An 18,649-nucleotide genomic window follows, 5' to 3' on the forward strand; every position below is an offset into this window, starting at 1 on the left:
CTGCGCCGCGCTAGAGCGCTCCGAACGTCCAGCCTTCGGTCTTGGCTATCTCAGGTGTCAGGTCTTTAGGTGACCATCTTTCCGGTTCGCGGTGCACTTTGCGCAGCCATGCGGCGGTGATTAGAGCATCGGCAGAATGATCATCGATTGCGCCTGAGCCTTTGACGGGCCGAGCATCCAGAGCTTTCAGTGCGCCATTCAATTCGCCGAAGTCGCGGATTTTCGATTTGCCCGGCGCGCGGCCTGCCTCTTTCGCCGCAAGGCTCGTATAAATCTCGCAAATCACGCTTCCTTCATCGGGCAGCGGATCAATCGGCCAAACGGGTATGCGATCCTTCAGTCCGTGCAGCACGCGCATTCCGGTGAGCGAGCTTTTGCCGACTTGTGCCGCGCCCACGAGGTTGAAATTGGAATAGGGCTTGAGGCCCATTGCCGCCTGCGCATGTTCGGTGACTCGAAGACGCCCGCGCCCGCCTTGGGTCGGATCATCGCGAAATCGATCGCCCTCACGCCCTCCATGGCGGCGGAAATAGGGCGCAAAATCGGGATGATCGACAAAGCTGTTCGCGCCGCAATGCGGTTCGCCTTCGCATGTGATGTCGATGATTTCCCACAGCTCGCGCGCAGTATTTGGCGAGCGATCAAGGCGCGGAAAGAACGCGCCGCAATCCGCAAAGGGAAGGGCGATGCCAAGGTCCATGCCCACAAGGGTGCGTGGCGGCAGGTCGTCGCGCAAGAATTCAAGGATTTCCGTGCGTGACCAACCGCGCGCCGGTGGATCGATAAGCACGGGCGCACCGCCCTCGAGCAGTGCAAGGGCCATCGCTATGCCCTTGTGCCGCTCTCCCGCAGCGCCTGACCAATCGATGGCGAGGAAGTGATCGAAATGGATCACGAATTCCGCTCTTCGCGCAGGCGATCCCAATACGCCATGCGCTCTCGAACCTTACGCTCAAACCCGCGCTCGACAGGCGCGTAAAAGCGCTGCGGCTCCATTTCTTCTGGCCAGTAATTGTCGCCGGAAAAGCCATCTTCAGCCTCGTGATCGTAGGAATATCCCTCGCCATAACCGATATCCTTCATCAGCTTGGTCGGCGCGTTGAGGATGTTTGCAGGAGGCATGAGGCTGCCTGTTTCGCGCGCCGATTTGAACGCGGATTTTTGTGCGGCATAAGCGGCGTTCGATTTGGGTGCGGTGGCGCAGTAAAGACATGCCTGGACGATCGCGAGTTCGCCTTCGGGACTGCCGAGGAATTGATAGGCGTCCTTGGCAGCAAGGCATTGGGTGAGCGCCTGCGGATCGGCGAGGCCAATGTCTTCAGAAGCAAACCGCACAAGTCGGCGCAGGACATAGAGCGGCTCTTCACCAGCGGTCAGCATGCGCGCGAGGTAGTATAGCGAGGCCTGCGGATCAGAGCCGCGTAGCGACTTATGAAGAGCGCTGATCAGGTTGTAGTGCCCGTCACGATCCTTGTCATAAACAGCAACGCGGCGCTGCAGGAACGCTCCCAATGCTTGCGGATCCAATGGGTCGGCAAGGTTCGCATTGTAGAGCGTTTCGGCTTGCCCCAAAAGGAACCGGCCATCGCCATCCGCGCTCGCGATAAGAGCGGCGCTCGCCTCATCAGTCAGGGGGAGAGGGCCTTCCAGTTTTTCAGCCCGAGCGAGCAATGTTTCCAAAGCCTCGCTCCCCAACCGCTCAAGGATGAGCACCTGCGCACGACTGAGGAGAGCGGCGTTCAGCGCAAAGCTCGGGTTCTCTGTGGTTGCGCCCACCAGTGTCACTGTTCCGCGCTCTACAAAGGGCAGAAATCCATCCTGTTGTGCGCGATTGAAACGGTGAATTTCGTCGACGAACAGAAGCGTTTTTTTGCCCGCTTCGGCCATCCTGTCAGCCTCGGCAAAGGCTTTCTTGAGATCGGCGACGCCTGAAAACACCGCGCTGATCGAAACAAATCGAATTCCCACGGCATCAGCCAGAAGGCGCGCAATGCTCGTCTTCCCAGTGCCGGGCGGGCCCCAAAGAATCATGCTTGAAAGCTTGCCCGCGCTCACCATTCGGCCAATCGAGCCTTCTGGCCCAGTCAGGTGCTCTTGCCCGATGACTTCATCCAAGGCGCGCGGACGCAAGCGGTCTGCCAAAGGCGCATCGTGACGCGCACGCTCCGGCGCTTTGGGCGCTCTTTCAGCATCATTTCCAAACAAATCGGCCATTCATCGGGCGTGATAGGCCGCTCGTCAGAAAATGCCATCTTGCACTTGCATCTGAATATCTGCGATATATCTTAGTGCTATCGAAGAAATGCGAAAGGAGTCGGACATGACCTGGCACAAAGCACGTAGAATGAACCGCCGGGGCAGCGCCTGGCAAATGTATGGCCCAATGATGGCGATGATGGCTGCATCGGGTGGAAAGTGGGGCTCTGACTGGGGTGACTGGTCAGGCGATTGGCGTGGAGGCGGCGGCGGCTCACGTGCGCGCAAGCGTCGTGGCCGAATGTTCGGCTCAGGCGAATTGCGGCTCGCACTTCTGGTCCTGATTTCCGAAGAACCGCGCCATGGCTATGAATTGATCAAGGCGATCGAAGACATGACCGGGGGCACTTATGCGCCAAGCCCGGGAGCCGTTTATCCAACGCTTCAACTGCTTGCGGATGAAGGCAAGATCGAAGAGGCTGAAAGCGACGGCGCGAAGAAACCCTTCAAAGTCACCGACGAAGGCAAAGCCGAACTCGACGAGCGCAAGGACGATATCGAAGAGCTTATGGGCCGTCTCGCGGGTGAGGGCGAGAAGGCCGAAAAGGTCCGCTCGCCTGACCTGTTCCGTGCGATGGGCAACCTTGCCAATGTCCTCAAAAACCGAGGCCGCGCAGGAAAGCTTGACAAGGAAACGATGGATCAGATTGTCGACCTGATTGATGAAATGGCCAAGCGGATTGAGCGGCTGTAAGCTCGCTTAAGGCGTCGTTCCCAAATAAATCAGTCCCCCAGAACAAAGGGTTCAGCGCGCGCGGGCGTTCATGGTTTGCCGCGCGCGCTCGAACTGTTTATGTTGCCATCAGTTCGGGTCGTGCCGGCTCCTATTCGGGGGATTAGGATGAATACTACGCAAAAAGCACCATGGCATCTTTGGGTCATTGGCGGGGTAACCCTGCTGTTCAATGCAGTAGGTGGATACAGCTATACAATGACGCGCACCGGCCAGCTCGCATCGCTCGGGATGACGGCGGATCAGATTGCGTATTTTGACAGCTATCCGGTCTGGGCGAACACGTTTTGGGCGCTGGGCGTTTGGGGCGCGATTGCCGGATCGCTGTTGTTGCTGTTCAGATCGAAATGGGCGGTGCCTGCCTTGTGTATTTCTGTTGTCGGGCTGATCGGGACATCGGTCTATCAGCACATTCTGACAGAAACGCCGGAAAGCCTGCAAAGTTGGCCGCTGGTGATCGCCATCTGGGCAACCACGCTGTTCTTGCTCTGGTATGCCTTTGCCATGCGCAAAGCTGACGTTCTGCGCTAAATCTTCAGAGCGCTGGCTCTAGGCCGCTTCGTCTTCCTGCAAGGCGCGGCGGTCCTCAATAAGGCGCACATAGGTTTCGGCGACAACGCGGTTGATGGCTTCCCAATCGAAGTCTTTTGAGCGTTTCTCTCCGGCTTCACCATGGCTGTTGCGCAAGTCTGCATCAGTGCAATAGGGCGCGATTGCTTCGGCAAGGCCTGCTGCATCGGGTTTGCCCTTGGCAAGCGGTACAAGGCGACCGGTCGTGCCGTCATTGACAAGGCTGGATGCGCCGGTTGCGCCAGCAGCAACGACAGGCAATCCGCACGCCATCGCTTCCAAAGTGACATTGCCGAATGTCTCGGTCACGCTGGGATTTAGAAAGATATCCCCGCTGGCAAGAGCCACGCCGAGGTCAGTCCCTGTCTTGAAGCCGGCAAAAATGCCGCCGGGAAGGTTGTCCTTAAACCATTCGCGCGCTGGGCCATCGCCGATCACCAGCACTTTGTGCGGGACCTGGCGCTTCCTCAACTGGACGATGGTTTCGGCAAAAACGTCGAGGCCTTTCTCCATCACCAATCGGCCAAGGAAAACCACTGCGACATCATCATCGGCAAGGCCCAACGAGCGCCGCCATTCCAGGTCTCGCTTTTCTGACGCGAAGACAGTCCGGTCAACGCCGCGGCTCCACAAGACGATGTCATCGTGCATGTCTTGCTCCAAAAGCTCATCGATCATGCTCTGGGATGGCGCGACCAAAGCATCGCAGCGATTGTAAAACCGCCTTAGCATCCAGATGACTGCCGGTTCTGCGAAGCCAAGCCCATAGTAGCGCGGGTAGGTTTCAAACCGCGTGTGAACCGAGGCAAGCACAGGGATATCTGCATTTTGCGCCCATTTCAGCGCAGCGTGATTGGCTGGATCAGGAGAGGATAGGTGCATGATATTCGGTTTGAACTTAGCCAGATCGCGCCGAACTTTGGTGCCAAGACCGGTCGCCATCCGATACTCTCCGCGGCCGAAAGGGACGCTGATTGACGGGAGGCTGATCAGATCGCCCGTCGGCTCAAAGGCCGGCCTTTCGACAGTTGGTGAATAAACGCGCACCTTCGCGCCCAGCCGCAGCAATGATCCCACCAGCCGGTTGAGAGCCTGATTGGCCCCATCGCGCGTGTAGTTGTAGTTGCCGCTGAATAGCGCAATGCGAAGATCAGTGAATCCCATTGCACGCCGCTTTAGGCGAAGCAGAGCGGAACTTCTACACCGGACCGAATTGGCTCAGTTTATCTCGCGCTGTGCATTGACTCATCACTCAGCATCTCTAAACGCGGCTTCGGGCCACGCGGTCCCAACGCCGCGCGAGCTCTCTGCAAGGAGAGAATACAATGACTGACTATGCACGCGGGCTCGCACATGAGCCGCCCGTAAAACCTGAGCGTCCGCAGTTTTCATCCGGTCCTACGGTGAAATTCCCCGGATGGTCGCTCGACAAGCTTAAAACTGAATCGCTGGGACGTTCGCATCGCTCTGCTTATGCGAAAGGCCGTTTGAAATACGCGATCGATCTGTCGCGCGAATTGCTCGGTATTCCAGATGATTATCTGATCGGCATCATGCCAGCATCCGACACCGGCGCATTGGAAGCGGCTATGTGGACGATGCTCGATCCTGCGCGCCCGGCAACGGTCGCTGCGTGGGAAAGCTTTGGCAATGTCTGGATTCAGGATGCAGTGAAGCAGCTTAAACTGCCCAACCTGCAAGTTCTCTCCGCCGATTACGGCGAAATTCCCGATCTTACAACGATCCCGCAGCGCAATGATGTGGTCTTTACGTGGAATGGCACGACATCAGGCGCGATGATCCCGAACACGGACTGGCTTGAGCCGGGCCGCGAAGGCATCACCATTAACGATGCAACCAGCGCAATCTTCGCGATGGAAATGGACTGGCCAAAACTCGATGCGACGACGTATTCGTGGCAGAAAGTGATGGGCTCAGAAGCGCAGCACGGAATGCTGATCCTGTCGCCCAAAGCGGTCGAGCGGATCGAAAGCTATGATCCATCGTGGCCGTTGCCAAAACTGTTCCGCCTCAAAAAAGGTGACAAGCTCAATCGCGCAATCTTTGAAGGCGCGACAATCAACACGCCTTCGCTCCTCGCGACCGAGGATTATATCGCAGCGCTCGAATGGGCGAAGTCGATCGGCGGTCGCACTGCCTTGATCGAGCGCGCCAATGCGAACTCGAAAATCGTCAAGGATTGGATTGAGGCAAAGCCGTGGCTCAAAAACATGGTCGCCGATCCAGCGCAGCGCACCAACACCGGTGTGTGCATGCAGTTTACCGGCGATTGGTATGAAGGCCTATCGCCCGAAGATCAGGCAGCGGTGCCCAAGCAAATCGTGAAGATGCTCGAAGATCGGAACGTGGGTTACGATTTCAACGGCTATCGCGACGCACCGCCATCGCTTCGCATATGGTGCGGTGGCACTCTCGAAGCAGAGGACATCCAGCGCCTCTTGCCTTGGATCGAGTGGGCGTACGAATCCGTCAAGAACGGCTGAGTAGCGTTATCCCAGCGAAAGCTGGGATCTCTTGCCACTGTTTCCGACCTATTTGATAGCGGTCCCAGCTTTCGCTGGGATGACGAAAGTGAATCCCATGACCAAACCCAAAGTACTCATATCCGACAAAATGGACCCGAACGCTGCACGCATTTTTGAAGAGCGCGGCTGCGATGTTGATGTCATCACCGGCGAAACGCCAGAAGAGCTGATCGCGCGGATTGGCGATTATCACGGCCTTGCCATTCGCTCGTCGACGAAGGTCACGCCTGCCGTCTTGGATGCAGCGACCAATCTCAAAGTCATCGGTCGCGCTGGTATTGGCGTCGACAATGTCGATATTCCCTATGCGAGCGGCAAAGGCGTGGTTGTGATGAACACCCCGTTCGGCAATTCGATCACCACGGCCGAGCACGCCATTGCAATGATCATGGCGCTTGCCCGCCAGATTCCCGACGCCAATGTCCGCACCAAGAACGGCGAATGGCCCAAGAAGGATTTCATGGGCGTTGAGGTCACCGGCAAGACTTTGGGCCTTATCGGCGCCGGCAATATCGGCTCCATCGTTGCGAGCCGCGCGCTTGGCCTCAAGATGAAAGTGATCGCCTATGATCCTTTCCTCACGGAAGACCGCGCGGTCGAAATGGGCGTTGAGAAAGTCGATCTCGACACGCTTTTGTCGCGTGCGGATTTTGTGACTATGCACACTCCGCTTACCGATGAAACGCGCAACATCCTCAGCCGAGATCGGTTGGAGAATGCCAAACCCGGCATCCGCATCGTCAACTGTGCGCGCGGCGGATTGATTGACGAGGTGGCGCTGAAGGATTGCCTGGAATCAGGCCAGGTTGCAGGCGCTGCTTTGGACGTGTTCGCGGAAGAACCTGCAAAGGAAAGCCCGCTTTTCGATGCGCCGAATTTCATCTGCACACCGCACCTTGGCGCGAGCACAACCGAAGCTCAGGTCAATGTGGCGCTCCAGGTGGCAGAGCAGATGGCCGATTATCTGGTGAATGGCGGCGTGACGAACGCGCTCAACATGCCATCGCTTTCGGCAGAAGAAGCGCCGAAGCTGAAGCCGTATATGGCGCTTGCTGAAAAGCTCGGCAGCCTTGTCGGGCAGCTGGCTCATGGCAATCTCACCAAGATCAGCATTGAGCGCGAAGGCGCTGCTGCCGCTCTTAACGGAAAGCCGATTACGGGCGCGGTTCTGGCCGGTTTCATGCGCCGCTATTCCGACACGGTGAACATGGTCAACGCGCCTTACCTTGCCAAAGAGCGCGGTCTGGAAGTTGCAGAAATCCGCCAAAGCCGTGAAGGTGCTTTCAACACGCTGATCCGTGTGACGGTCGAAACCGAAGCAGGTCCGCGCTCTGTCGCTGGCACCTTGTTTGGCAATGAAGCGCCGCGGCTGGTTGAGATGTTCGGCATCGGGATCGAGGCCGAACTCGACGGTCACATGCTCTATGTCGTCAACGATGATAAGCCCGGCTTTATCGGACGCATCGGGACACTTCTGGGCGATAACGGCATCAATATCGGCACGTTCAACCTTGGCCGCCGCGATGCTGGCGGCGAAGCTGTGCTGCTTCTAAGCCTTGATGAAGGCCTTAACGATGATGTGATCGCCAAGGTTCAGCAGGTTGAAGGCGTCAATCTGGCGAAAGCTCTGGTTTTCTAGAGCCATTTTTGCTCACTGTTCGTGCTGAGCTTGTCGAAAGGCTGCACTTCTTTTAGCGCGGCCACGCAAACAAGAACGATGCTTCGACTAGCTCAGCCTGAGCGGATTGATTGTAACATGACGAGCAAAACAGACCTCCTGCCAGAAGGCCTTGAAGACCGGCTACCAGCTTCTGCGCAAGCTATCACGCTCGCCATGCGGGCCTGCCTCGATGTGCTGGATGCGCATGGCTATGACCGGGTTCGTCCGCCGCTGCTTGAATTTGAAAGCTCGCTAGCTAGCCGCATGCAGGGGATTGAAACGCGCCGGATGTTCCGCATGACGGACCCGGCTAGCCTGCGCACGTTGGCGTTGCGAAGCGATATCACTCCACAAGTTGGCCGCATCGCTGCCACGATGATGAAGGACGCGCCGCGCCCGCTGCGTCTCGCTTATTGCGGCGATACCGCGGTGATGAAGGCAAGTCAGCTCGATCCGGCGCGTGAGCGCCTGCAATTGGGCGGCGAGCTGATAGGGTCTGACAGTGCTGCAGCGGCTGGTGAAATCGTCTCCGTTGCTTTGGAAGCGCTGCGCGCTGCCGGGCTTGCCGGACTGTCGGTGGATTTCACGATGCCCGATCTCGTCGATACACTGGGCGCGCAGAACCGCTCACTTTCGCCCGAAGCGATTGAGGCTATCAGGCGCGAATTGGACACAAAGGATGCGGGCGGATTGAAAGCTGTCGGCGGCGAAGCCTACCTCCCGCTGCTTTATGCGACCGGCCCATTTGACGAATCGCTACTGAAACTGCGCGAGCTTGATCCGGCAGGCGCATTGTCGACACGGCTGGACGGGCTCGAAACAATCGCTGCGCGCATGCCTGACGATGTGCGCATCACGCTCGATCCAACAGAACGACATGGGTTCGAGTATCAAAGCTGGTTCGGATTTACGATCTATGCCGAAGGTGTGCGCGGTGCGGCTGGGCGGGGCGGCACTTATACAATCGGCGGTAGCGGCGAAGCGGCGACCGGCTTCACACTTTATGTGGACCGCTTGGCGGACGCGGCGCCCGAGCATGAAGCTGAGCGGATGGTCTTCTTGCCGTTGGGTCATGATGCGGAGGCCGCGGCGACACTGCGCGGCGATGGCTGGCGGACCCGCGCCCAGATTAGCGAAAGCGATGATCCAAAAGCGCTTGACTGCACACACATCCTTAAAGGTGAAACGCCCGAACCCCTCTGACGAAGGAGCACTTTATGGCCGAAACCTTCAAACACATCGCAATCGATCCTGACCCGCTGGCAGCCTATTTCATCGCTCCGGCAAAGCAGGTGGGGGACTTGCTGTTTCTCTCGGGACAAGCCGCCATCGATGAGTCAGGCGCAATCGTCGGAGGGGGTGATTTTGATTCGCAGCTGGCACAGACTTTTGCCAATATCGAACGAGTGCTCGCGGTAGCCGGCAGCGATTTGTCGAAGGTCGTCAAAGTGACGATCTACATGAAGGATATGAGCCATTTCCCCAAGATCGTGGAAGCTCGAAAGCGATATTTCACAGCGCCTTATCCAGCCGACACGACGGTCGAGGTGAAAGGGCTCGCTCTGCCTGAATTGATGATCGAAATTGACGTGATTGCAGCGGTTTAACCGAGCACCCCAGCCAAAAACGCATCCACGGCTTCGGTTTGCTTGGCGCCCGCCTCGGTGCCTATTTCGCGGCTCATGCGGCCGTGATCGGTGTTAGCGATCGGCACCGCTTTTGCGTCGGCTCCCGCTGCCACAAGAGCATCGGCAAGCAATTGCGATTGAGCCTGCGATGCTGCGCGTCCCTCGACATAAAGGGCCAACCAATTGGGCGCGTCGCGACCGCCTGCATGGGTGATTGGTGAAAGGTCTGCCTGTCGCGCGGGATCATTGCCGAATGCATTCAGATATGTGTCGCGACTGCGCGGCCCTGCCGATGCCATATGCGTCGGAACATCGTAGCCAGCACCATCCAGAAGCACGACGCCTTTGATCGCGTCAAACGCGTCATCAGCGTATTTGGGATCGCTCGCCACAAGCGCGGCCAGATGTGCGCCGGCGCTATGTCCCATCAGCACGATCTGCTGCGGATCGGCACCGATTGACCCCGCCTGACCAACGATGGCCTGCACCGCTGCACCCACATCCTGAGCTTGTTCCTCAACAGGGGACGAGGGCAGCAGACGGTAGCCGGTTGAGGCGAAGATATAGTTCGACGCGGTGAAGTGGGCAGGCTTTGACTGCACGTATTTGTTGTCACCCATCCGCCATCCGCCGCCATGAACAAACAAGACGACCGGCAGATCATCGACAGCATCCTGCGGGGTGTAGACATCAATCACTTGTTTGGGATCTGACCCATAGAATAGCGTGCGCGTAACCTTGATGGTGCTGTATCGCTGGATGGGTCGCTGTGCTTGCCTTTCGCGCAGCCGCTTCTCGCGTTCTGCAGCTGCCTGCTCATCCTGTATTCTGGACCGAATGCTGTCTGCGCAGTCGTCTGAAAGCTTATCGAAGTTTTCTTTGAGGCAGCCGCGAACTTCACCGCTTTCTGAACGGCACAGCTTCACGATCTCGCGAATACATTCAGGGGACGGTGAGGTGCTTCCCCTCTGTGCAAGGATGGGTGCTGCGATCATGGCGGCAACCAATCCACCGGCAATAATTGCTGTCAATCTAGGCATAGAGTTCCACTGCTTTTGATCACGTGACACAGGGATGAACGCCGCTTTGGTGGCAATCCTTCGCCGCTCGATTGAAAAAGGTGCCGACACTTCACCGCTGGGATGAAAACGCGCCTTGCCCTTGGTCTCCCGACGGCTTAGGTCCGCGCGGTTTGCCCCGTAAATGGTAAGGAATCAAATGGCCAACGTCACCGTAATCGGCGCCCAGTGGGGCGATGAAGGCAAAGGCAAGATTGTCGATTGGCTAGCAAGCCGGGCAGATGCCGTAGTGCGCTTTCAGGGCGGTCATAATGCCGGGCACACGCTGGTGATCGATGGAACAACCTACAAGCTCTCTTTGCTGCCGTCAGGCATCGTTTCGGGCACGATGAGCATGATCGGCAACGGCGTGGTTCTGGACCCATGGGCGCTTCGTGACGAGGTCGAAAAGCTCGAAGGTCAGGGTGTTTCCATCACCGATGATAATCTGGCGATTGCAGACAATTGTCCGCTGATCCTTCCGCTTCACCGCGATCTTGATGCGCTGCGAGAAGGCGCTGCGGGCAAAGGCAAGATTGGTACGACGGGCCGGGGAATTGGCCCAGCATACGAGGACAAGGTCGGCAGGCGCGCGATCCGTGTGTGTGACCTTGCGCATCTTTATGATCTCGATCCCCAGCTTGATCGCCTGTGCGCACACCATGATGCGCTGCGAGCAGGATTTGATCAGCCGCCCGTCGATCGCGAGGCATTGCTTGCCGAATTGCGCGACGTCGCTGACTTTGTGCTGCGGTTCGCGCAGCCTGTTTGGAAACGACTGAAGAAAGTGCGCAAGGCGGGCGCAAAAATCCTGTTCGAAGGGGCACAGGGCGTGCTGCTTGATGTCGATCACGGCACCTATCCGTTTGTCACCAGCTCGAACACAGTCAGCGGGACCGCAGCCGCCGGAAGCGGTCTCGGCCCCAATTCAACCGGGTTCGTGCTCGGGATCGTTAAGGCCTACACGACGCGCGTTGGCAGCGGCCCGTTTCCGACAGAGCTTGATGATGTAATCGGCCAAGGGATTGGTGAGCGCGGCCATGAATTTGGCACCGTCACAGGACGCCAACGGCGTGTTGGGTGGTTCGATGCGGTTCTGGTGAGGCAGACATGCTCGATCTCGGGCGTGACCGGCATTGCGCTTACAAAGATTGACGTTCTTGATGGCCTGGACACGGTCAAAATCTGCACCGGATATCGCCTGCGCGGCAATGTGCTCGATTACTTGCCCAGCCATGCGGGCGATCAGGCGATGGTCGAACCGATTTATGAGGAAATGGAAGGCTGGAGCGAAAGTACTGCAGGCGCGCGCAGCTTTGCCGATTTGCCCGCAAACGCGATCAAGTACATTCAGCGCGTGCAGGAATTGATCGAATGCCCCGTTGCGCTCGTCTCCACCAGCCCGGAACGCGATGACACCATTCTCATGCGGGACCCGTTTGTCGACTAAACCGTTATAAGGGCTCAAGTGTTCAGCTAACGCTCAGGCGTTTAAGCATCTTATTTTCCAAGGTGCTGCGTTGCTGCAGCCCATGCGAAAGGTTTAGTATCGGCGCAATGCGCATCAAATCCGTCTTGGCTTTTCTCGCAATGATCCTCGGCTATGCGGCCTTGTCTAGCGCTGCTGCCTCGGATCAAAACCAAGCGCAGCCCAACATGCGGATCAGCCAACCCGATACCAGCGCGCGCAATCTGCAATTGCCTGCATATCGCGGAACAGGCAGATCGCTCGATCCGCGCATCCGCGAGGTGATCACTCGCAAATACGCCGATTTCCTGCTGGTGGATAAGTCTGATCGCACTCTCGTCGCCTATTCAAAAGGCAAACCAATCCGCGTCTATCGTGGACTTAGGTTCGGCAATGCGCCCCGCGGGCATAAACAGTTTGAAGGCGATGAACGCACGCCAGAGGGCCTCTATTACATTGACGCGCGCAATCCAGAGAGCAGCTATCACCTGAGCCTCAAAATCTCGTATCCCAATTCGCGCGATCGTGCCTTTGCAGAGCGTTATGGCCGGTCCGCTGGCGGGAATATCTTCATTCATGGCCAGCCAAACGGATATCGCGGCGCGCCAATCAGGCGCGACTGGACCGACGGGTGCATCGCGCTTTCCAATGCGGAGATCAGGGAGCTTTGGAACCTCGTGCCCGATGGCACCCCGATCCGCATTCGGCCTTAATCCGCATCCGTCGAGGCGCCCTGTTCGGCGAGCATAGCTACCTGCACTTGGAGCCGCTTTACCTCGCGCAGCACCGTCAGCATGTTCATGCGGGCAAACATCCATTCCTTGGCAAATCCCATCACGACGAGCAGTGCTACGCCTGAAATCGCCCAGAGAGTGTGCGCGACATAATTGTCTGTCGAGGTGGCAACCTGCCAGATGACGAACAGGAAGACGAAGCCGAGCACCACAGTGAGGCCAAATGTCAGCTTTGCCCATCCTCCGAGCGGCCCTTTCCAGCTGTCTCCGATCTGCTGAAACATGCCGCGATCTTCATCCAGGCTTCGAAGGAATGCCCAGTCATCATCGCTCAATTGCTCTGCGATCCGAATGTCGGTTTCGTTGTTTTCGTTTCCAGCCATGGCTTTTCTCCTTTGGGAACTTTGAATAAAATCAATCAGAAAGCGCTGTCTTCAATTTGCGGCGCGCGTGGAATAGACGTGTCTTCGCCGTGCCAAGCGGGATGCCTTGCGCTCGGGCAATCTCGGCAAGGGTAAGCCCCTCGACAAAGTGCAGGTGCGCCGCCAGGCGTTGATCGGGTGGCAGGCCTTCGAACGCGTTTGAAAGCGCGCTCCTGTCATCCTGACTTGGCGAGCAACTCTGCGCCTCAATTGCGGCCCCTGTCTCGTGCTTGCGTGCCTTCATCGCGCGGGCGATCGCGTCCGAACCGCGTCGATGCAGCACCGAAAAGGCATAGCTGCGAAATTGCTGTGGGCTTTTGAGGCGTCCGATGCCTTTCCAGATCCCAACCCAGCATTCCTGCACCAGATCGCGTGCCAGCTCTCCATCGCCTGCATAACGCCGCGCGGCGCTCAGAAGGCGCGGGTTCCAGCGAGCGTAAAGCCGTTCAAAAGCCGCCCGATCTCCCTGCTGCGCAAGAACAACCAGCAACTCATCGAACAACGCGCTCGATTGCGCCTGCGATCCTTGGGGCAAAGGCGAAGGTTTCTGCGTCATTACTCTGGTAGTCCGCCTTCGCGCAGGAATGGTTCAATGGCAGCAAAATAAAATGCCGCTGTAGGAAATTCTTGACTTGAACCCGCTTTGTTCTACTTCTGTTTCCCAAGAACGGAGGCGAATCGATGACACAAACCGGAACACTCAAGGATTCAGGCGCGCAGGTCATCGATATGACTTACGCCCAGCGAGGCGAAGCAGGTGATGTGTTTCCCGAACCGGTGAGCGATGCTGCTGGTGTCAGGCCTTCCGTTGCAGTTTTTGCCAATCGTCCGCGTGTCCGGTCAGAGATATGCGACGATCTGACAGGCGCTGGCTTCCGCACACTCGATAACGGCCCTGTGGATGTTCTGGTCGACGGCCCGATTACACTGATGGGCGATGTGGTGATGGTCGATTGCCCCAGCGTCGATGGCGCCGTCCTTGCTGCTCTGTCGCGGCTTGATCAGCGTGTCGCAAGGACAGGGGCACATCTGATTGTTTCGACAACGCTTGATGCGCTGGATGATGTGTTTGCAGCGCTGGATCAGTCACACCCGCAAATTATGGTGCAGCCCACGCGGGCAGAGCGGATTATCGCTGTCGGCCGCGTGATGGCGGATATGTCGAGCAGCCGCGTTCGCGAGATGAGCGACGAGGACAGGCTCAACCTGCTCTATCTCTCGCGCCAGGTGGAAGCGATTGCGCACAAGCTTGAAGGTTTGTCCGATCACTCGCTGAAATCCGGCACGGCGCTTTCAGGCGGCGTGCAGAAAGTGAAGACCCAGTCCGAACAGTTGTCGAATGAGAAGTCGGGAGCGCCCGCATTTAATTCATCACGCCCTCGGCTTCCTGATCCGGGCTTTGTGCGCCGGGTGATTGCTGCAAGACAGACGCGGGCGAAGTTTTTCGATGCAGAGCTGTTTGCCGATCCTGCTTGGGATATGCTGCTCGATCTCACCGCTGCGCATGGCGAGAACATTCGCGTTTCGGTGACGAGCCTTTGTATCGCAGCATCGGTCCCCGCAACCATATCATTGCGCTGGCTTAAGCAGATGGTGGATTGCGGTATTTTTGAACGGATTGCGGACCCTTCCGACAAACGCCGTGCCTTTATCGCGCTCAGCTCAACCTCTCTCGAAGGGATGGCGCGTTATTTTGAGGAAGTGGAAGTCCCTCTGGCGAACGCTGCTTAACAGCGTTAACGCCTTATCCCGCCTCACCAGCGCGCAGGATAACAGTTAGCCCTTGAGGTAATCCCGCGTTGGAAAGAGCGCATTGCGGCATTGCCTGCTCGTCCCTTGCGCGCGGGCAGGTGGCCTTGTCGCAAACCACTCGCACAGCATCGGCTCGCGCTCTGGCGAGTATTTCGGGCGCGATGGACCCATGAGCGCAAACAATGTCAGCTTCGCCCAATAGCCGTGCCTGGCAAAGTGTAAGATCCTCCGGATCACTGCTTGTGAGGGTGAAGTCGGAAATAAGAGGCTTAGCTGGATCACCCGATCCATTCTGTGTGCCTGGCTTTACTGCCTCCAGGGAAGCCGCCCAATCATCCGCTCGCTCAGCCGAGCCGGGATTTAAAGCATCGAGCGCACCGCCTTCGCGAAGCGCTGCATCAATCGCTCGGCGGCGGTTCCCGCCATCGGGAAACAGTGCTCGCAATCGTGGCCGCAGGCGGTTCATCGCGAGCGCTAGTTTGCCAAGGCTTTGCGGCAAAATACGCTCCAGCCGCAAGCGCACGTGCTTGGCAAGACCAGCTGAAGCGCCGCCAGTGCCCACTGCAATCAGCAGCGGGTTGCGATCTAGAATGCTCGGCGTTGTAAAATCGCATAGGTCCGGCCTATCGACGACGTTCACCAGCATCCCTGCACAGCGAAGATTGATGGCAGCCACTTCGCATGCCTTTGCATCTTCAAATGCGACAAACGCGATCCGCACGCCTTCATCGATAGCGCGTGCTTGGTCATCGATGACAATTCCGCCCGCTCGCTCCACCAGCCTACGCTTGGGTTCAGCGGCATCCCCGTCACCCAGCACCAGTACGCTCTGGCCAGTGATCTGATGAAACAGGGGGAGGCTGGCGATTTCAGCCATCATGCGCTCTCGAACAGCCGCCTGAGGAAATGACGCTCAATCGAGCCAATCGGGCACCTGTTCTGCGTCCATGATCGTGGCCGCTGCAATCCTGTCAGCGACAACCGCGTATTTGTCGCCATCCACCAGCACTTCGGCCACAAATCCGCGTGAGTTGTAGCTTGATGCCATGGTTGCACCATAGGCGCCTGCGGTGCGGAATACAGCGAGATCGCCGGTTTCAAGTTTATCGGTGAGGCGGCCCATGGCGAAGGTATCGCCAGTTTCGCAAATGGGCCCGACAATGTTGGCCGTCATGTCGACGCCGCGTGGCTCAACAGCGACGAAGTCATGATACGCGCCGTATAGCGCCGGGCGCGCGAGATCGTTCATCGCCGCATCGACAATCACAAACGGATCATTGATGCCGCGCTTCACGCGCACCACGCGGGTGAGCAAAACGCCAGCATTGCCGGCAATCACACGCCCGGGCTCGAAAATCAGCTTCACACGCCAATCACGCGTTACGCGGGCAACCATTGCTCCGTATTCTGCTGGGCTTGGAAGGTGCTCCTCTCGCTTATAAGGCACACCAAGCCCGCCGCCTAAATCGACATGAGTGATCTCGTGACCTGCGCCGCGAAGGCTTGTCACCAGCGCGCTGAGCTTCTCAAAAGCGCGCTCAAGCGGTGCAAGATCGCCCAGTTGGCTGCCAATATGGACAGCCACGCCGCGCAAATTCACACCGGGTTGCGAGGCGAGTTTGCCGAAGATCTGGCCCGCCTGATCGATCGGCACGCCGAACTTGTTGTCTGCTTTACCGGTCGAAATCTTGTCATGCGTGCCCGCATCGACATCCGGGTTGATGCGCAGCGTGCACTGCGCCGTCTTTCCCATTTTCGCAGCAATCTCGGCGAGTTCGAGACCTTCTTCCTCGCTTTCGATATTGAATTGCCCGATCCCTTCCTCAAGCCCGGCGATCAGCTCCGCATGCGTTTTGCCTACCCCTGAAAACACGATCTTGTCAGGCGCCATACCTGCTGCGATCGCGCGGCGCACTTCGCCGATGGAGACGCAATCCGCGCCGTACCCTTGATTGGCTAGGACGCGCAGCACGGCAAGGTTTGGGTTCGATTTGACTGCAAAGGCGATGAGCTTGTCCGGCACATCGGAAAGCCCTTCGCGAAATACGGTTGCATGCCGTTCCAACGTCGCGCGCGAATAGACGTAGACAGGCGTCCCAACCTCCTCCGCAATGCGGGGCAGGGGAACGTCCTCGGCATGCATAACGCCTTCGCGGTATTCAAAATGGTCCATGGAATCAGGTTCTATTCTGGTGGCAAATCAAACGGATCGTCTTCGCGCTCTTCAGAGCGGCGCCGCAATTCAACACTACGTTGCGGGGCGGCAAGCGCGTCTAGCTCAAGCAATTCTTCCGACGTTGGCGGCGTCGTTGCACCGGCGGGCGCGACCGGCAAACTCGAGCCTTCGAGAGGCTCCAATTGCTGGCGCGATCCGCACGCTGCAAGCGCAGCCGTCCCGGTGATGAGAGCCAGTATCGTGAATGCCGTGCGCATGCCTATTCCTGTTCCACAGCCTGTTTGGCGCGTTCTACCTGCAGCTTTACCTGTTCGGGTGCGGTTCCGCCATAGCTTGCACGCGCCGCGACCGAGGCATCAACGCTCAGCGCTTCGAAAACCCGCTCATCAATGCGCGTGTCAATCGCCTGCAAGTCGGCAAGCGGCAATTCGGCAAGGCCAACATTGCGGCTTTCAGCGAGCTTCACCGCGGCGCCGGTAATATGGTGGGCTTCGCGGAAAGGGATGTCCGCTTGGGTGACAAGCCAATCAGCAAGATCAGTCGCGGTCGCGTATCCAAGCTCGGCAGCTTCGCGCATTCGGTCTGTGTTGAAAGTGCTATCCGCGACCATTCCCGTCATGGCCGCAATGCACAATGTCATAAGGCTCGCTGCTTCAAACACAGGCGGCTTGTCGTCCTGCATGTCTTTTGAATAGGCGAGAGGCAGACCTTTCATGGTGATCATCAGGGCATTTGCGCATCCGATTACCCGCCCTGCATGCCCGCGCACCAATTCGGCGGCATCGGGGTTCTTCTTTTGCGGCATGATCGAAGAGCCGGTGGAAAGGCTGTCGGGCATGCGGATGAAGCCGAATGGCTGGCTCGCCCAGATGATCATCTCCTCAGCAAGGCGCGACAAGTGCAGCGCTGTGGTGCTCGCACAATAGAGATAGTCGAGCGCGAAATCGCGGTCCGACACGGCATCTAACGAATTGGCAGTAGGCCGATCAAAGCCGAGCGCCTCGCTCGTCATCTCGCGATCAATCGGAAAACCAGTGCCGGCAAGTGCTGCAGAACCGAGCGGGCATTCATTGAGGCGCGCGCGGGCATCTGAGAGGCGGGAGCGGTCCCGGCGCAGCATCTCGTAATAGGCCATCAGGTGGTGGCCCAAGGTCACTGGCTGCGCAGTCTGCAGATGCGTGAAACCTGGCATTATCGATGCGGCATGTTCGCCAGCACGCGCAACTAGCGCGCGCTGAAGCTCGCGAAGGCCGGCATCCATCGCCTCCATTGCACTGCGGACCCACAGCTTGAAATCAGTTGCGACCTGATCGTTACGGCTGCGCGCCGTGTGAAGGCGGCCAGCGGCAGACCCGATTAATTCGGCAAGCCGCGCCTCTGTCGTCATATGGATGTCTTCAAGATCCCAGTTTTCGGGAACCCCGTCGGCTTCGAATTCCTCAGCAATCGTGTCGAGACCCCGTTTGATCGCCGCGACATCATCCGCGCTCACTATCCCCTGGCTGGCAAGCATTTCAGCGTGCGCCTTTGAAGCGGCAATGTCTTCATGCCACAGGGCTTTATCGAAGGGGATAGAGGCGTTAATCTCGCGCATGATCGCGCTCGGTCCATCAGCGAACCGTCCGCCCCACATCGTGTTTTTGGAG

Annotated in this window: 19 protein-coding genes; 9 read left to right on the forward strand and 10 right to left on the reverse strand. The window is 58.0% G+C overall.

Annotated features, from left to right (window positions below; all coding sequences use genetic code 11):
- Positions 1 to 10 precede the first annotated feature (10 nt).
- Together AUC45_RS14440 and AUC45_RS14445 are read right to left on the reverse strand one after the other, a co-directional pair.
- On the reverse strand, positions 11 to 895 hold the full coding sequence (locus AUC45_RS14440; RefSeq protein ID WP_067604183.1) for a hypothetical protein: 885 nt from the start codon (positions 893 to 895) through the stop codon (positions 11 to 13).
- Positions 892 to 2,214, reverse strand: a complete 1,323-nt coding sequence (locus AUC45_RS14445) for a replication-associated recombination protein A (RefSeq protein WP_067604185.1) — start codon at positions 2,212 to 2,214, stop codon at positions 892 to 894. The genes AUC45_RS14440 and AUC45_RS14445 overlap by 4 nt, the downstream gene beginning before the upstream one ends.
- A gap of 106 nt (positions 2,215 to 2,320) precedes the next feature.
- On the opposite strand from AUC45_RS14445, the gene AUC45_RS14450 reads away from it, so the two are divergent.
- Positions 2,321 to 2,950 (forward strand): PadR family transcriptional regulator, encoded by a 630-nt coding sequence (locus tag AUC45_RS14450; protein ID WP_233998880.1) that lies wholly within the window; start codon positions 2,321 to 2,323, stop codon positions 2,948 to 2,950.
- Between the two features lie 147 nt (positions 2,951 to 3,097).
- On the forward strand, positions 3,098 to 3,520 hold the full coding sequence (locus AUC45_RS14455) for a hypothetical protein (protein WP_067604187.1): 423 nt from the start codon (positions 3,098 to 3,100) through the stop codon (positions 3,518 to 3,520).
- Positions 3,521 to 3,538: 18 nt separating this feature from the next.
- Here AUC45_RS14455 and AUC45_RS14460 read toward each other — a convergent pair whose 3' ends face one another.
- Entirely contained in the window at positions 3,539 to 4,723 is a 1,185-nt protein-coding gene (locus AUC45_RS14460) for a glycosyltransferase family 1 protein (RefSeq protein WP_067604189.1), read from the reverse strand.
- Positions 4,724 to 4,884: 161 nt separating this feature from the next.
- Here AUC45_RS14460 and AUC45_RS14465 point away from each other — a divergent pair, with 161 nt between their 5' ends.
- The 4 genes from AUC45_RS14465 to AUC45_RS14480 all read left to right on the forward strand — a co-directional run bounded on the left by AUC45_RS14465 (position 4,885) and on the right by AUC45_RS14480 (position 9,372).
- Positions 4,885 to 6,063, forward strand: a complete 1,179-nt coding sequence (locus AUC45_RS14465) for a phosphoserine transaminase (RefSeq protein ID WP_067604190.1) — start codon at positions 4,885 to 4,887, stop codon at positions 6,061 to 6,063.
- 97 nt (positions 6,064 to 6,160) lie between these two features.
- Positions 6,161 to 7,744, forward strand: coding sequence for a phosphoglycerate dehydrogenase (serA, locus tag AUC45_RS14470; protein ID WP_067604563.1), 1,584 nt, complete (start codon positions 6,161 to 6,163; stop codon positions 7,742 to 7,744).
- A gap of 117 nt (positions 7,745 to 7,861) precedes the next feature.
- Positions 7,862 to 8,968 carry an ATP phosphoribosyltransferase regulatory subunit gene (locus tag AUC45_RS14475; protein ID WP_067604192.1) on the forward strand — a complete coding sequence of 369 codons (1,107 nt, stop codon included), beginning with the start codon at positions 7,862 to 7,864 and terminating at the stop codon, positions 8,966 to 8,968.
- A gap of 14 nt (positions 8,969 to 8,982) precedes the next feature.
- Positions 8,983 to 9,372 carry a RidA family protein gene (locus AUC45_RS14480; protein WP_067604194.1) on the forward strand — a complete coding sequence of 130 codons (390 nt, stop codon included), beginning with the start codon at positions 8,983 to 8,985 and terminating at the stop codon, positions 9,370 to 9,372.
- On the opposite strand, the gene AUC45_RS14485 is transcribed toward AUC45_RS14480, so the two are convergent.
- Positions 9,369 to 10,433 carry an alpha/beta hydrolase gene (locus AUC45_RS14485; RefSeq protein WP_156423897.1) on the reverse strand — a complete coding sequence of 355 codons (1,065 nt, stop codon included), beginning with the start codon at positions 10,431 to 10,433 and terminating at the stop codon, positions 9,369 to 9,371. The genes AUC45_RS14480 and AUC45_RS14485 overlap by 4 nt on opposite strands.
- A gap of 178 nt (positions 10,434 to 10,611) precedes the next feature.
- Here AUC45_RS14485 and AUC45_RS14490 point away from each other — a divergent pair, with 178 nt between their 5' ends.
- Positions 10,612 to 11,901, forward strand: a complete 1,290-nt coding sequence (locus AUC45_RS14490; protein WP_067604198.1) for an adenylosuccinate synthase — start codon at positions 10,612 to 10,614, stop codon at positions 11,899 to 11,901.
- Positions 11,902 to 12,008: 107 nt separating this feature from the next.
- The gene (locus AUC45_RS14495) at positions 12,009 to 12,632 is read left to right on the forward strand and encodes a murein L,D-transpeptidase family protein (RefSeq protein WP_233998882.1); all 624 of its coding nucleotides are present in this window, start codon (positions 12,009 to 12,011) and stop codon (positions 12,630 to 12,632) included.
- Here the strand turns inward: AUC45_RS14495 and AUC45_RS14500 are convergent.
- Complete coding sequence (locus AUC45_RS14500) at positions 12,629 to 13,036, reverse strand: DUF6768 family protein (RefSeq protein ID WP_067604200.1); 408 nt, start codon at positions 13,034 to 13,036, stop codon at positions 12,629 to 12,631. The genes AUC45_RS14495 and AUC45_RS14500 overlap by 4 nt on opposite strands.
- A gap of 31 nt (positions 13,037 to 13,067) precedes the next feature.
- On the reverse strand, positions 13,068 to 13,631 hold the full coding sequence (locus AUC45_RS14505; protein WP_067604202.1) for an RNA polymerase sigma factor: 564 nt from the start codon (positions 13,629 to 13,631) through the stop codon (positions 13,068 to 13,070).
- A gap of 125 nt (positions 13,632 to 13,756) precedes the next feature.
- Between AUC45_RS14505 and AUC45_RS14510 the strand changes: the two genes are divergently transcribed.
- The gene (locus AUC45_RS14510; RefSeq protein ID WP_233998884.1) at positions 13,757 to 14,806 is read left to right on the forward strand and encodes a MarR family transcriptional regulator; all 1,050 of its coding nucleotides are present in this window, start codon (positions 13,757 to 13,759) and stop codon (positions 14,804 to 14,806) included.
- 13 nt (positions 14,807 to 14,819) lie between these two features.
- On the opposite strand, the gene AUC45_RS14515 is transcribed toward AUC45_RS14510, so the two are convergent.
- The 4 genes from AUC45_RS14515 to argH are packed head-to-tail and all read right to left on the reverse strand — an operon-like array spanning position 14,820 to position 18,636.
- The gene (locus AUC45_RS14515; protein ID WP_067604569.1) at positions 14,820 to 15,704 is read right to left on the reverse strand and encodes a bifunctional precorrin-2 dehydrogenase/sirohydrochlorin ferrochelatase; all 885 of its coding nucleotides are present in this window, start codon (positions 15,702 to 15,704) and stop codon (positions 14,820 to 14,822) included.
- A gap of 36 nt (positions 15,705 to 15,740) precedes the next feature.
- Positions 15,741 to 17,000, reverse strand: a complete 1,260-nt coding sequence (gene lysA / locus AUC45_RS14520) for a diaminopimelate decarboxylase (RefSeq protein ID WP_067604204.1) — start codon at positions 16,998 to 17,000, stop codon at positions 15,741 to 15,743.
- 11 nt (positions 17,001 to 17,011) lie between these two features.
- Positions 17,012 to 17,260, reverse strand: coding sequence for an argininosuccinate lyase (locus AUC45_RS14525; RefSeq protein WP_067604206.1), 249 nt, complete (start codon positions 17,258 to 17,260; stop codon positions 17,012 to 17,014).
- A gap of 2 nt (positions 17,261 to 17,262) precedes the next feature.
- Positions 17,263 to 18,636 carry an argininosuccinate lyase gene (gene argH, locus AUC45_RS14530; RefSeq protein WP_067604571.1) on the reverse strand — a complete coding sequence of 458 codons (1,374 nt, stop codon included), beginning with the start codon at positions 18,634 to 18,636 and terminating at the stop codon, positions 17,263 to 17,265.
- Positions 18,637 to 18,649: the final 13 nt, after the last annotated feature.

It is taken from the genome of Erythrobacter sp. YT30 (assembly GCF_001542875.1).
Lineage (GTDB): Bacteria > Pseudomonadota > Alphaproteobacteria > Sphingomonadales > Sphingomonadaceae > Erythrobacter.

What these genes read in the sequence shown, in the direction of transcription:
- AUC45_RS14445 (WP_067604185.1), bottom strand. Translation starts at nt 2,214, where the DNA reads ATGGCCGATTTGTTTGGAAATGATGCTGAAAGAGCGCCCAAAGCGCCG.
- AUC45_RS14450 (WP_233998880.1), top strand. Translation starts at nt 2,321, where the DNA reads ATGACCTGGCACAAAGCACGTAGAATGAACCGCCGGGGCAGCGCCTGG.
- AUC45_RS14455 (WP_067604187.1), top strand. Translation starts at nt 3,098, where the DNA reads ATGAATACTACGCAAAAAGCACCATGGCATCTTTGGGTCATTGGCGGG.
- AUC45_RS14460 (WP_067604189.1), bottom strand. Translation starts at nt 4,723, where the DNA reads ATGGGATTCACTGATCTTCGCATTGCGCTATTCAGCGGCAACTACAAC.
- AUC45_RS14465 (WP_067604190.1), top strand. Translation starts at nt 4,885, where the DNA reads ATGACTGACTATGCACGCGGGCTCGCACATGAGCCGCCCGTAAAACCT.
- serA (WP_067604563.1), top strand. Translation starts at nt 6,161, where the DNA reads ATGACCAAACCCAAAGTACTCATATCCGACAAAATGGACCCGAACGCT.
- AUC45_RS14475 (WP_067604192.1), top strand. Translation starts at nt 7,862, where the DNA reads ATGACGAGCAAAACAGACCTCCTGCCAGAAGGCCTTGAAGACCGGCTA.
- AUC45_RS14480 (WP_067604194.1), top strand. Translation starts at nt 8,983, where the DNA reads ATGGCCGAAACCTTCAAACACATCGCAATCGATCCTGACCCGCTGGCA.
- AUC45_RS14485 (WP_156423897.1), bottom strand. Translation starts at nt 10,433, where the DNA reads ATGCCTAGATTGACAGCAATTATTGCCGGTGGATTGGTTGCCGCCATG.
- AUC45_RS14490 (WP_067604198.1), top strand. Translation starts at nt 10,612, where the DNA reads ATGGCCAACGTCACCGTAATCGGCGCCCAGTGGGGCGATGAAGGCAAA.
- AUC45_RS14495 (WP_233998882.1), top strand. Translation starts at nt 12,009, where the DNA reads ATGCGCATCAAATCCGTCTTGGCTTTTCTCGCAATGATCCTCGGCTAT.
- AUC45_RS14500 (WP_067604200.1), bottom strand. Translation starts at nt 13,036, where the DNA reads ATGGCTGGAAACGAAAACAACGAAACCGACATTCGGATCGCAGAGCAA.
- AUC45_RS14505 (WP_067604202.1), bottom strand. Translation starts at nt 13,631, where the DNA reads ATGACGCAGAAACCTTCGCCTTTGCCCCAAGGATCGCAGGCGCAATCG.
- AUC45_RS14510 (WP_233998884.1), top strand. Translation starts at nt 13,757, where the DNA reads ATGACACAAACCGGAACACTCAAGGATTCAGGCGCGCAGGTCATCGAT.
- AUC45_RS14515 (WP_067604569.1), bottom strand. Translation starts at nt 15,704, where the DNA reads ATGGCTGAAATCGCCAGCCTCCCCCTGTTTCATCAGATCACTGGCCAG.
- lysA (WP_067604204.1), bottom strand. Translation starts at nt 17,000, where the DNA reads ATGGACCATTTTGAATACCGCGAAGGCGTTATGCATGCCGAGGACGTT.
- AUC45_RS14525 (WP_067604206.1), bottom strand. Translation starts at nt 17,260, where the DNA reads ATGCGCACGGCATTCACGATACTGGCTCTCATCACCGGGACGGCTGCG.
- argH (WP_067604571.1), bottom strand. Translation starts at nt 18,636, where the DNA reads ATGTGGGGCGGACGGTTCGCTGATGGACCGAGCGCGATCATGCGCGAG.